The organism is Soehngenia sp., assembly GCF_055108775.1.
Genome location: NZ_JBSQIL010000003.1, coordinates 23,379 through 36,191, shown reverse-complemented (window position 1 = coordinate 36,191; position 12,813 = coordinate 23,379). Strand labels below are relative to the sequence as shown.

Below are 12,813 nucleotides of genomic sequence, written 5' to 3'. Positions count from 1 at the left end.
TGGAACATAGGAGGTGATTTTATGGAACTAAATATTTTCCAGGTAGATGCTTTTACTGATGTTGCTTTTGGAGGCAACCCTGCTGGCGTAGTTATTACAAAGAAAAGTTTGCCAGAGAAAATAATGAAATCGATAGCTAGAGAAATGAACTTATCAGAAACCATATTTTTGACAGAATTAGAAAAAAACAAATATAAAGCTAGATACTTTACTCCTGAGTGTGAAGTAGACTTGTGTGGACATGCTACTATTGGTGGCGTATATATTTTAGCAGATGAAGGGTATGTGGAAAATTTAAATAATGGCACCAAGACGATACTACTTAAAACAAATATTGGAACTATAACTGCTGAGATAATGTTCTCTAATTTTAAACCCATATCTGTTGTTATGGAACAAGGAAAGCCACAATATTATGGAGATATAAAGGATTTATCAAGGATAAAGGAAATTTTAAACTTAGATGAAGATGATATTGGATTAGCTGGTGAATCTGTCTATCCTCAAATCATTTCAACTGGCCTTAAAGATATAATATGTCCAATTAAGAGTAAGATTAAATTAGAAAAAATAGATGTTGATTTCAACAAATTAAAGGACTATTCAATAGAACTTGGAGTAGTGGGACTACATGCTTTTTGTTTAGATAAAAAAGATAGGACAAAAGCTTATGCTAGAAATTTTGCTCCTGCGGTGGGCATAAATGAAGAAGCAGCAACGGGAACAGCTAATGGAGCATTAATATATTATTTAAAAAACAACAAAATTTTAAAAGAAAACTCTATTATAGTTCATCAAGGATATTCATTAAATAGGCCAAGCAAAATCCAATGTTTTATAGAAGAAAATGATGATGGATTTAGGATAAAAGTTGGAGGAAGCTCTGTTAAAGTCATTGAGGGAATAATTAAATTTTAATATGGAGGGATATAATGTTAGTTGAAAAAAGCATAAAAGAGTTTGTACAAGAAGTAAAAAGCGACAATCCTACTCCGGGAGGTGGTAGTGTTTCAGCTCTTGCTGGGAGTTTGGGGGCTGCTTTGTCAAGCATGGTGGGAAACCTCACTATTGGAAAAGCTAAATATGAACAAATACCAGAAGAAAAAAGAACTTTGCTAGAAGAAAATCAAATAAAACTAAACCAAATAATTGATGATCTACTAGTGATAGTTGATGAAGACTCTACGGCTTTTGATGATGTAATGAAAGCATTTAAACTCCCAAAAGAAACAGAGGAAGAGAAAAAAATAAGATCTGAAAAAATTCAGCTTGGTTATAAAAAAGCATTAGAAGTACCTTTGAAATGTGCTAAGAAATGCTTGGAGACTTTAGAGCTGCAAATTGTATTTGCTGAATATGGCAATGTAAATGCAATAACTGATGTTGGGGTTGGCACCCTATTGGCATATGCAGGGTTAGAGGGAGCTCTATTTAATGTAACAATCAACTTAAAAAGCATAAAAGATGAGAAATTTAAAGAAGAAATAGATAGAGAAATTAAAGAAAGTTTAAACAAAGGGAAGGCACTCAAGGAAGAGATTCTTAAAGTAGTATACGAAAGATTAGGATAAACACAAATACCTCTATTCGATATAATCGTCGATTAGGGGTACTTTTTTGTTGTGAATAGGATAAAAGGGTGTTAGAATAAAATAGAGATATTTTTACATAGGAGTGAAGTCTATGTACTATTTGGATAATGCAGCAACAACTTATCCCAAACCACAAAGTGTATTAGATAAGGTTTATGATGCTATGAAAAACTATGGGGCAAATCCTGGAAGATCAGGGCATAAATTAGCTCTCAAAGCAAACAGGGAAGTATATGATGCCAGGGTTATGCTTTCTAAATTTTTCAATATAAAGGATCCTTTTAACCTTATTTTTACGCCAAACTGCACCACTAGTTTGAATATAGCTATAAATGGAACATTACATGAAGGCGACCATGTTATTACTACATCGATGGAACATAATTCTGTACTAAGACCTATCAAACATCTTGAATCTATTGGTGTAGAAAATACAATTGTTTTTGCTGATGAAGAAGGTTTTGTATCAAAAGACGATATACTTAAATCAATAAAGCCCAATACCAAGATGATAGCGATTACTCATGTTTCAAATCTGACAGGCACGATTATGCCTATCGAAGAAATAGGAAAGATTTCTAAAGAAAAGGGAATATTGTTTTTAGTTGATGCAAGTCAATCTGCAGGTATCTATCCAATAGATGTAGAAAGAATGAACATAGACTTTCTTGCATTTCCAGGGCATAAAGGATTGTTGGGTCCACAAGGTACAGGAGGGTTATTTATCAGAGACAGCCTCTTGACAGACACTATCATACAAGGAGGAACAGGCAGCGACTCTTACTCGATCTTTCAACCTGAAATAATGCCAGATAAATTTGAGAGTGGAACTTTAAACATGCCTGGAATAGTAGGGCTTAAAGAAGGATTAAATTATATATTAGAAAGAGGAATTGAAGATATACAAAAAAAAGAAGAAGAATTAACTGAGTATTTCATCATGGAATTAAGTAAAATTGATGGCGTAAAAATATATGGACCATCTGATTTAAAGAAAAGAGCTGGAGTAATACCAATTAATATTCTGGATTTGGATTCATCAGAACTAGCATATATTCTTGATGAAAAATACGATATTTGTGTTAGGCCAGGACTTCATTGCGCTCCACTTGCACATAAGACTATAAACACATTTGAACAAGGAGCAGTGAGATTTAGCATTGGACCATTTAACACATTTGAAGATATTGAATATAGTATAAAATCTATATACGAAATTAGAAGACAAATATAAGGGGTAAGAAAATGGAACAATTTATATCTGCAATTAGTGATTATACAACATATATTATTTTAGGATTGTTAATTTTCAATATTATTTTATTTATCATGTTTTTAGTACAAAACAACAAAATAAAGCATGAAAGAGAGAGATATCAAAATCTAACTAAAGGGCTTTCTGGAGTAAATTTTGAAGAACTCTTCATGCATGTAAACTCAGATATAAATAATATCAATTCTAACTTAAAAAGACTAGAAGATAATCTTTTAACAGTTGAAACTAATTTGACATTTGCAATTCAAAAAATCGGATTTTTAAGGTACAATGCCTTTGCCGATATGGGAAGTGAATTAAGCTTTTCCATAGCTCTATTGGACAAATATAACAATGGATTTGTATTGACAAGTATATATGGCAGAGAAAAATCAGTTAGCTTTGCAAAACCTATAAAAAATGGAGAGTCGAATATACCTCTATCCCCCGAAGAGATGATAGTTATAGATAGAGCAAAAAGAGGAGAGAAAGAGATTGGGTTTAAATAGCAATAAAACAACCAAGGAAAATATTCTTTTTCTAATAAATCCAGTCTCAGGAGATAAAAGTGCTATAAAAGAGACGGTAGATGTAGAGAGATATTGCCAAAGCAAAGGGTTAAACTACAAAATTGAATTCACCAAAGCTATAGATGATGCTCAAAAAATAATATTTGAAAACCCTAACTATGATGTATATGTTGCAGTAGGTGGAGATGGAACAATAAATGAGGTTGCTACTGGCATATTAAATAAAGGTAGCGGAGTTTTAGGAATTATACCTAGAGGAACAGGCAACGACTTTTGCAGATCATTAGAAATACCAAAAGACTTAAAAAAATGTTTGGATATAATAACCGGTCAAAGATACAAAGAAATTGATGTCGGATTAGCTGATGACAGATATTTCTTAAATGTAGCAAGCATAGGACTAGATGCAGAAGTAGTAAATCAAACCGAGAAGATAAAGGAATATATAAAGGGGAAAAAAGCATATATAATAGGAGTGTTTTTCGCCTTAGTAAAATATAAAAGTGTTAGAACTTCAATCAAAATTGACAATACATTATCTGAAAATGATTTGATGCTTTTTGCTGTTGGAAATGGAAAATATTATGGTGGAGGCATGAAAATACTTCCTAACGCTTCGGTGGATGACAATAGACTAAGTTACTGTATGGTCAAAAATATTTTAAAATTCAGAGTCCTGACATTATTCCCGACAATATTTAGTGGAAAACATCTTAGATATAAAAAGTATGTAGTAGAAGGCAAGGCAGATATTGTTGAAGTAGATTCTGGGAATAATATGATTTTAAACTTAGATGGGAAACTTTACCATTTAGAAAAAAAGAAAATTACATTCAAAATGAATGCGAAAAAACTAAAAATCAAATATTAAATTTTTGTAACAATTAATTGTAATTATAATACCATTTTTTTATATCGATGTAAACCTTAATATGACTAACATAGACACATATCTATTAGTTGTATTATTGGTTTACATTTTTTTATTTTATCTTCTTAAAAAGTTGTCAATAAAAGTTCATATTGATATAATGAAAAAGTAATTGTTACAAAAGAGTTACAAAAATCTACACAATGTTCAACGGGAGGGAAAGATGGATAAAGAAAGGATTAAGAAATATTGGAATAGATTTTCAAATAAAGTAATTGAAATAAAAAATAAAAATAGATATTTTAATAAAATTGTAATTTCAATCGCTGTATTTTCGATAGCTATGCCAAGCTTTGCTGCTGTTAACACAGCTACAAAAGCTTATAATGTATATATCGGAGAAGATGTTGTTGGAGTTGTAAAAGAAATTGAAGAGGCAATGGAAGTATATGACAGTATAAAAGAAGAATTAGAAAATACATATGAAGCTAAAGTGGACTTAAATGGGGAACTCAGCTTTGAAAAAACAAATGTATTTGGAGGAGAATTGACAGATAGAGAAACATTGGAAACCAATATAAAAAAAGGAATAGATTTTAAGATCGATGCCTTTGCTTTTATCATAGAAGGAGAAACAATTGGTTATTTCAAAAACAGTGAAGAAATCGAAAATATAATTGAAGAAATCAAAAAACCATATGCAGAGACCACAGATAGAGAAAGTATACTTAAAGATGTAGAAATACTAGAAAATATTGATATTCAAAAGGTCAAAGTAGATATCAGCGATATTTCTGATACTCAGAGTGTAACACAAAAAATAAGAGATGGAAAAGAAGCTAAAAAAACACATATAGTCGAAGTTGGAGAGAGTTTATGGACTATCGCAATGATGTATGATACAGATGTAGATAAGCTCATAACAGCAAATCCTGATTTAATACCTGAAAAGTTAAAGCCTGGGGATGAAGTAAACTTGGTTGTTCCACAACCTTTACTTACAGTAGTTACAGTGGAAGAGGTAGAATATACAAAAGATATTGATTACGAAGTAATAGTAAAAGAAGACGACTCAATGTATAATACTCAAAAAAAGATAATAACAAAAGGAACAAAGGGGCAAGCTCAAGTTACAGCAAATGAAATTAGGCACAATGGTATTTTAGTAGATAAAGAGATTGTAAAAGAAGTAGTTATATCAGAACCAAGAACTGAAGTGATAGCAAAAGGTACAAAAGAACCACCAAAGACAATGGCAACAGGAACCTTTATGATGCCTACTAGAGGTAGAATAACTTCTCCTTATGGAAACAGAGGAAGTAGAATGCATTTAGGAATAGACATAGCAAACAGTGTAGGTACAAACATATATGCAGCAGATGGTGGGAAAGTAATATTTACTGGCTATCATAGAACATATGGATATATGATAGAAATCGACCATGAAAATGGATACATCACAAGATATGCACATTTGAGTAGAATATTGGTAAGTACAGGAAATAGAGTTTACAAAGGTGAAATTATTGGTAAAATGGGTTCAACAGGAAGTTCGACCGGTTCTCATTTACACTTTGAAATATTAAAGAATGGAGTAAATATCAATCCTTCTTCAAAATTAAGATAAAATAAGCTCTGGCTAATTATAAGCCAGAGCTTTAAAATTATTTATTGAAGCGAGAAACTAAAACTTTTGACAGCTCCCCAATAACTAAAGGAATGAAAGCTAAAGGAATAATTATTCTCCATTCATTAAATGTTAAACCTTGTGTATAGAATATGTCTTGCAAAAACGGAACATAAAGAACTGCTAACAGCAAAACAAAAGCAGTCAAAGTTGCTACAACCATTTGTCTATTGGTAAAAAATCCAATTCTAAATAGAGTATATTTTTGTGATCTACTCGAATATGCTCTTAACAATTCAGCTGTTATTAAAGTTGCAAATACTACAGTTCTTACTGGAACTAAATTTTCTGTTCCAAAAGTATTTTGAGCCCACCAGAAAGATAACAACGATGCAGCTGCTATCGATAAACTCTGAAAAGAAACTGATAGAAGCAATCTTTTATCTAAGATAGGTTCATCAGGATCTCTTGGTGGATGCATCATTATGTCAGGGTCACCTTTTTCCACACCCAAGGCCAAAGCAGGGAAACTATCAGTAACTAAGTTTAACCACAAAAGTTGTATAGGTAAAAGCGGTATTGGCCAGTTAAACACAGCTATACTTATAAAGACCAGTAGTATTTCACCTATATTACAGGATAAAAGGAAAAATACAAATTTTTTAATATTGCTAAATATTACTCTACCTTCTTCAACAGCAGAAACAATGCTTGCAAAATTGTCATCTGTTAATATCATATCAGCAGTATTTTTTGCCACATCAGTCCCTGTTATACCCATTGAAATACCGATGTCAGCTTTTTTAATTGCTAGTGCATCATTTACTCCATCGCCAGTCATAGCAGTTATTTCACCGTTATCTTTAAGAGCTGTTACTATTCTAACTTTATGTTCTGGAGAAACTCTAGCGAATACTTTAACTTTTTTCACTACTTCTTTAAGCTCTTCATCAGATATTTTATTAAGTTCATCACCCATCATTGCTTCATCTTCAGACTCTACTAAACCAAGTTCTTTTGCTATTGCGAATGCAGTTTCTTTATAGTCTCCAGTTATAACCTTTATATCGATACCAGCTTCTTTACATAGTTTTATTGCTTCTTTTGCCTCTGGTCTTAGAGGGTCAATCATTCCTGTCAACCCTACAAAAATCATATCTTTTTCTATAATTTCAGGTTCTAATTTTTCAGGTAATTTATCAAAAACTCGATATGCTACAGCTAACACTCTGAGAGCTTGCTTTGAAAAATTAATATTAGTATCCAAAACTTTTTTCTTAAGATCCTCAGTAAAAGGCACTACATCTCCATTTAATAATATATATGAACACTTCTCAACCATTAAATCTGGAGCACCTTTAGTAATTGAGGTAATCTTATTTTCAAAAAATCCTTCGTGAAAAGTTGTCATCATTTTCCTAGATGCATCAAAAGGTATTTCTTGGATTCTAGGATATTTTTCTTTCAATGAGTTTAAATCTATACCACCTTTTGCAGCTAGAGTTACCAATGCACCTTCAGTTGGATCTCCAATTATTTTATATTGTCCTCCATTTTCAACTAACTCTGCATCATTTACTAAAGCTCCCATCATCAAAAGATTTAAAATATTTTTGTCTTCATTTGGAGAAATTTCCTTTTCTTCTAATTTGAACTTTCCTTTAGGTTCATACCCTACACCTTCTACATCTATAATCTTATCATTTGTATACATTTTTACTACAGTCATTTCATTTTGTGTTAATGTACCAGTTTTATCGGTACATATTACAGATGTTGCACCTAGTGTTTCAACAGCCAGGAGTTTTTTTACTATAGCATTCCTTTTAACCATTTTGTTCATGCCAATAGCTAATACTATTGTTACGATTGCAGGCAACCCCTCGGGTATAGCTGCTACTGCTAGGCTTACAGAAACCATAAACATTTCCAATGGATCTCTTCCTTGAATTAAACCATCTACAAACACAATGATACAAATCAATATAGTAGCAATACCAAGTATCTTACCAAGTTGATTTAATTTCTTTTGCAGTGGGGTAGCTTCTTCATCAAATGACTGTATCATAGTAGCTATTTTACCGATTTCAGTATTGGTTCCAGTCCCTACAACAACCCCAATACCTCTACCGTAAGTAACAATAGTGCTCATATACGCCATATTTACTCTATCACCTAAGGAAACATCACCCTCTAAAATCTTTTCAGCATCTTTTTCTACTGCTACTGATTCTCCAGTAAGAGATGCTTCATCAATTTTTAAATTTTTTGACTCAATAATTCTTAAATCTGCAGGGACAATATCTCCAGTTTCTAGAATAACAATATCACCAGGAACTAATTCCCTAGAATCAATTTCAATAGTTTTTCCGTCTCTTATTACTTTAGCAGTTGGAGAAGCCATTTTCTTCAATGCTTCTAAAGCCTTCTCTGCTTTGCCTTCTTGATAAAGTCCTAGCATGGCATTTACGATAACAATAGCAATAATAACAATCGCATCTTGAGTTTCTCCAATGAAGTAGGAAACTAAGGATGCTGCAATTAAAATTAGTACGAGAAAATCACTAAACTGTGCTAATAATTTCTTGAAGAAGCTTTTGCCTTGCTCTTCTTTCAACTCGTTAGGCCCAAACTTCTCCAGTCTCTCTTTAGCCTTTGTGGTGTCTAATCCTTTTTTAATATCAACATCTAATTCATTAAGGACATCACCAATACTTTTGTCATACCAGCTCATATTTACACCTCTTTCTTTATAATAAATTCAGAGTAAATAGAAAAAAGACTTTTGTCCATCAATATGAACAAAAGTCTTGCTACCTGAACAGGTGATAGCCGGGCATAAACCGTATTGACGACTATCTTTTTCTAGCTACTCCCTTTTGATATAATTTATTATAGTAGAAAAAGATTTTAAATTCAATATATATTTATTATACTTAAATTAAGTTATTGTTAACATTGACTTATCTTCTAAATTAAGTGATAATTTAATTATCAATCTGTTTGAGGTGATAAAATGATTTCAAGGATTTTAGTTGCCGATGATGAAAAGGCAATAGGAGATATAGTAAAATTTAACTTGGAAAAAGAAGGGTTTGAAGTAGAGCTTTGCTTTGATGGAGATGAATGCATAAAAAACATTCAAGAGAATAATTATCAACTAATATTATTGGATATAATGATGCCTAAAAAAGATGGGTTTGAAGTATTGAAAGAAATCAGACCTAATTACAAAATGCCTATAATAATATTGACAGCAAAAGAAGATGAAGAAGATAAAATAAGAGGATTAGAATTAGGAGCTGATGATTATATAGTAAAACCTTTTAGTATGAGAGAATTAGTCGCTAGAGTTAAAGCAAATCTAAGGAGAGTTGATTTCAATGAAGACCCTGTTCCTATTGAAATCATTGAAACTGAGGATTTGACGATAGATTTATCAAAATATGAAGTCAGGAAAAATGGTGAACCCATAAATTTAACACTTAGAGAATTTGAATTGCTAAAGCATTTAGCATTAAATCGGGGACAAGTTTTCACTAGAGAACATTTGCTAGAAAATGTATGGGGTTATGAATACTTTGGTGATATAAGAACTGTTGATGTTACAGTTCGAAGACTAAGAGAAAAAATTGAGACACCTGATGAGGATTTTAAATATATATTAACTAAAAGAGGAGTAGGCTACTACTTTAGGAGGGACTAGTATGTTTTCAAGCATTAAATGGAGATTTATCGTAGTCTACTTTTTATTAGTTTTTATAGCTATGTCAATAGTTGGTGTTTTCATCGTAAATAGGCTTCAAAATCAGCAAATAGAGGCGGTAACTCAATCTATGATAAACAGCATCGAAGCCATATCATCTACTTCAAGTTATTTTGCTACTGAAAACTGGCTTGAAAATCAAAGTCAAATTCAGAGCACATTAAATGACTGGAGATTTGCTCAAGGAGAGACTATTTATGCTATCTATGATGAAGATGTGCCCAAAATATTGGCTACATCAGCAAAAGAAGACATTTACTTGATTGGCAAAGGGGCACTTTCATATAAATTTATAGATCCACAGCTAGTTATAGATACATTTTCAGGCAAAATTTCAAATGCAGTCATAACAGATGAAATAGAAGGCAAAGCTCTAAAACATATAGCATATCCTGTTTACTCAACAAGTGGACAAATTACAGGAATCCTTTATATGACATCTGACTTATCCTCAGTTGAAAGCACATTAAGTTATACTCGCTCCATATTAGCTAGAGCTACTTTAATCGCACTTGCTACGACCATATTTTTAGGATTTTTAATTGCAAATAGCATAACAGAGCCCATAAGAGATGTGACTAAAAAAGCATTTGAAATGTCTCAAGGCAATTTTAACCAATATGTAGATGTTAAATCGAACGATGAAATAGGTCAGCTAGCAAGCATGTTTAACCAACTTACACTTAAGCTAAATGAAACGATTGACGAAATGGAGCTAGAAAGAAGCAAGTTGGATACAATTTTTAGTTACATGGAAGAAGGCGTAATCGCTGTCGATAAAAATGGAGATTTGATACATGCAAATCCAATCGGCAGAAAAATACTTAATCTCGAAGACTCAGATATAGGGGAAAACAAATACAAGCTCGAACCTCAAAATTTAGGACTCTTAGAAATTGACTACAAAAATGAAAGCACTTTAAACGGAGAAAAATTAATTGAAATAAACGGAAATGTATATAAAGTTAAATATGCTCCTTATAGAAATGAACAACAATCAATCGAAGGAATTATTATTGTTTATCAGGATATAACTCAAGAGCATAATTTAGATAAGATGAGAAAAGAGTTTGTTGCAAATGTAAGCCATGAACTAAAAACACCTATAACAACAATCAAAAGCTACACAGAAACTCTTATGATCGAAGACTTAGATGAAGAGAATAGAAAGAAATTTTTGAGTGTTATAGATGAAGAATGCGACAGGATGTCAAGATTAGTAAGAGATTTACTCCAACTATCTAACATAGATTATAAAAAGACTAAATGGAATAAGAAAATTTTATGTATAAATGAAATAATTGAAAATACATTATCTAAATTAAAGATAATGGCAGATGATAAAAATATTAAGTTAATTTTTGAAAACGAAATTGATTTTTATACTTATGCAGACAAAGATGGTTTAGAACAAGTATTTCAAAATATAGTTTCCAATTCCATTAAATATACTGAAGAAAATGGCTGGGTAAAAATCAAAGTTTATAAAGGAGAAAATTTAATAAATATAGATATAGAAGATAATGGAATAGGTATACCAAACAAAGACAAAGATAGAATATTTGATAGATTTTATAGAGTAGAAAAAGGTAGAAGCAGAGATTTAGGAGGTACTGGATTAGGCTTGTCTATAGCAAAAGAAATAGTTGAGGCATTCGGTGGAGAGATTCAAATTGAAAGTCAGTTGAATATAGGAACTACTGTTAAAATAAAATTACCTTTGCTCGAAGATAAAGCTTAACTATAAAAGGAAGTAGATAAAATGAAAGAAAAATTAAAAACACTAACTATGGTCATACTTGTTTTTACCAGTATATTTTTGATAAATTTACTTTCACAAGACACAAATTTAGAATTTAAACAAAAAGCAGAAACAGTTATTGCACCAATTGAAAATTATACCTTAGAGGATATGTTAGTACCTCACAAAGCTTTCATAAAAACTGAAGATGAAGCTTTTATTGTTTACGATGTAGCAGAGGAAAACTTATTTAATACAGCTAAAAGAACTTTATCTAAAATCCTAACAGATAACACTATGGAGGTTTTTGAATACAAGAAAGAAGATAATGAATTCAAGCATCCAGACATAGTTTTTTATTATCCATATGAAATAAGTTTAAATATCTTAATAAGGGCATACCATATAGAAAATGAAAATCAGAAAATAGATATTATAAAAAATATAGATAAAATAGGGTTTTACCTTTATGATGATGAATTTGTATTAATCTTGTCAAATAATGAAAAGGATTATCTTATCAAATCAAAAGATATAGATATGTCTGAATTTATATTAAAGATAAAAAAGATATTAGAAAATGGAAATATAAATCGAATAAACAAAATTAAATTAGATTACCAATCATATAGCGAAAATACATATTGGCATGAGAAAATAGAAATGAAAATGCCAATAACTTATGTATCAAACCAAGTAGTCTTGATGAGCGCAGAAGACAAAGAAAAATTAGCTGAAAAATTCTTTGAAGTAGATAAATATTACATTAGACAGATAAAAGAGGATAATGGTTCAGTTATATTTTTCTATAATTCTAATGTATTAAAAATCAATCCAAATTCACTCTTGTCGTATTATAGTCCTTTAAGGAATGAAGTAAAAGAAAGAAATCTTTATCTTAGCCTAAACACAGCAAGTAATTTTATAGCAAAAAACGCATTTCTTCCAACAGGGCTTATACTGGATGAGATTATACCGATTGAATCAGGGAATAGCAAAGGCTATAGATTTATTTTTAGCCACAAGAACAATGGATTAAAAGTATTTGAAAACAACAAGGAAAGCTCAAAAGATGTTGTTATGGAAGTATTTAACAATGAAGTAAGAAGCTTTAAACAGATATATAAAATTAAAGATCAATTTAGCTATACTTCCTATGAAGAGAATTCATCAATGTTAAGTTATTCAGAGATAATAAATAAAAATATGGATTTTTTAAAGTCTCAGTACACAGAAAATAATGAAGGAACTGATAATAAACAGATATCAAATGACCAAATACTAGACCAAATAATAAACATCTATCCAGCTTACTATAATCCGAATTTAAAATTAAAGAATGAAAGACTTTTACCAGTATGGACAATAAATATATTTGGGAAAAATTATTTGTTTAATGCATATAACGGCATACTGATGAATATTAATTAG

The 12,813-nt window shown here is 31.0% G+C and carries 10 protein-coding genes; 9 read left to right on the top strand and 1 reads right to left on the bottom strand.

The window, feature by feature from the left end:
- Positions 1-21 precede the first annotated feature (21 nt).
- The 6 genes from ACTB1H_RS00990 (at position 22) to ACTB1H_RS00965 (ending at position 5,875) form a co-directional block, all read left to right on the top strand.
- Entirely contained in the window at positions 22-918 is an 897-nt protein-coding gene (locus tag ACTB1H_RS00990) for a PhzF family phenazine biosynthesis protein (protein ID WP_463260966.1), read from the top strand.
- 14 nt (positions 919-932) lie between these two features.
- Positions 933-1,571 carry a cyclodeaminase/cyclohydrolase family protein gene (locus ACTB1H_RS00985; protein ID WP_463260965.1) on the top strand — a complete coding sequence of 213 codons (639 nt, stop codon included), beginning with the start codon at positions 933-935 and terminating at the stop codon, positions 1,569-1,571.
- Positions 1,572-1,683: 112 nt separating this feature from the next.
- A complete protein-coding gene (locus ACTB1H_RS00980) occupies positions 1,684-2,826 on the top strand; it encodes an aminotransferase class V-fold PLP-dependent enzyme (protein ID WP_463260964.1) in 1,143 nt (380 codons plus the stop codon).
- Positions 2,827-2,837: 11 nt separating this feature from the next.
- Complete coding sequence (locus ACTB1H_RS00975) at positions 2,838-3,356, top strand: DUF4446 family protein (RefSeq protein WP_463260963.1); 519 nt, start codon at positions 2,838-2,840, stop codon at positions 3,354-3,356.
- The gene (locus ACTB1H_RS00970) at positions 3,343-4,248 is read left to right on the top strand and encodes a diacylglycerol/lipid kinase family protein (RefSeq protein WP_463260962.1); all 906 of its coding nucleotides are present in this window, start codon (positions 3,343-3,345) and stop codon (positions 4,246-4,248) included. Before ACTB1H_RS00975 ends, ACTB1H_RS00970 begins: the two co-directional genes overlap by 14 nt.
- Before the next feature lie 223 nt (positions 4,249-4,471).
- Positions 4,472-5,875, top strand: coding sequence for a peptidoglycan DD-metalloendopeptidase family protein (locus ACTB1H_RS00965; RefSeq protein WP_463260961.1), 1,404 nt, complete (start codon positions 4,472-4,474; stop codon positions 5,873-5,875).
- 37 nt (positions 5,876-5,912) lie between these two features.
- Here ACTB1H_RS00965 and ACTB1H_RS00960 read toward each other — a convergent pair whose 3' ends face one another.
- Entirely contained in the window at positions 5,913-8,609 is a 2,697-nt protein-coding gene (locus ACTB1H_RS00960) for a cation-translocating P-type ATPase (protein ID WP_463260960.1), read from the bottom strand.
- Between the two features lie 282 nt (positions 8,610-8,891).
- Between ACTB1H_RS00960 and ACTB1H_RS00955 the strand changes: the two genes are divergently transcribed.
- The 3 genes from ACTB1H_RS00955 to ACTB1H_RS00945 are packed head-to-tail and all read left to right on the top strand — an operon-like array spanning position 8,892 to position 12,813.
- Positions 8,892-9,581, top strand: a complete 690-nt coding sequence (locus tag ACTB1H_RS00955; RefSeq protein WP_463260959.1) for a response regulator — start codon at positions 8,892-8,894, stop codon at positions 9,579-9,581.
- 1 nt (position 9,582) lies between these two features.
- Complete coding sequence (locus ACTB1H_RS00950; protein ID WP_463260958.1) at positions 9,583-11,382, top strand: HAMP domain-containing sensor histidine kinase; 1,800 nt, start codon at positions 9,583-9,585, stop codon at positions 11,380-11,382.
- Between the two features lie 21 nt (positions 11,383-11,403).
- Complete coding sequence (locus ACTB1H_RS00945) at positions 11,404-12,813, top strand: hypothetical protein (RefSeq protein ID WP_463260957.1); 1,410 nt, start codon at positions 11,404-11,406, stop codon at positions 12,811-12,813.

What these genes read in the sequence shown, in the direction of transcription:
- ACTB1H_RS00990 (WP_463260966.1), top strand. Translation starts at nt 22, where the DNA reads ATGGAACTAAATATTTTCCAGGTAGATGCTTTTACTGATGTTGCTTTT.
- ACTB1H_RS00985 (WP_463260965.1), top strand. Translation starts at nt 933, where the DNA reads ATGTTAGTTGAAAAAAGCATAAAAGAGTTTGTACAAGAAGTAAAAAGC.
- ACTB1H_RS00980 (WP_463260964.1), top strand. Translation starts at nt 1,684, where the DNA reads ATGTACTATTTGGATAATGCAGCAACAACTTATCCCAAACCACAAAGT.
- ACTB1H_RS00975 (WP_463260963.1), top strand. Translation starts at nt 2,838, where the DNA reads ATGGAACAATTTATATCTGCAATTAGTGATTATACAACATATATTATT.
- ACTB1H_RS00965 (WP_463260961.1), top strand. Translation starts at nt 4,472, where the DNA reads ATGGATAAAGAAAGGATTAAGAAATATTGGAATAGATTTTCAAATAAA.
- ACTB1H_RS00960 (WP_463260960.1), bottom strand. Translation starts at nt 8,609, where the DNA reads ATGAGCTGGTATGACAAAAGTATTGGTGATGTCCTTAATGAATTAGAT.
- ACTB1H_RS00955 (WP_463260959.1), top strand. Translation starts at nt 8,892, where the DNA reads ATGATTTCAAGGATTTTAGTTGCCGATGATGAAAAGGCAATAGGAGAT.
- ACTB1H_RS00950 (WP_463260958.1), top strand. Translation starts at nt 9,583, where the DNA reads ATGTTTTCAAGCATTAAATGGAGATTTATCGTAGTCTACTTTTTATTA.
- ACTB1H_RS00945 (WP_463260957.1), top strand. Translation starts at nt 11,404, where the DNA reads ATGAAAGAAAAATTAAAAACACTAACTATGGTCATACTTGTTTTTACC.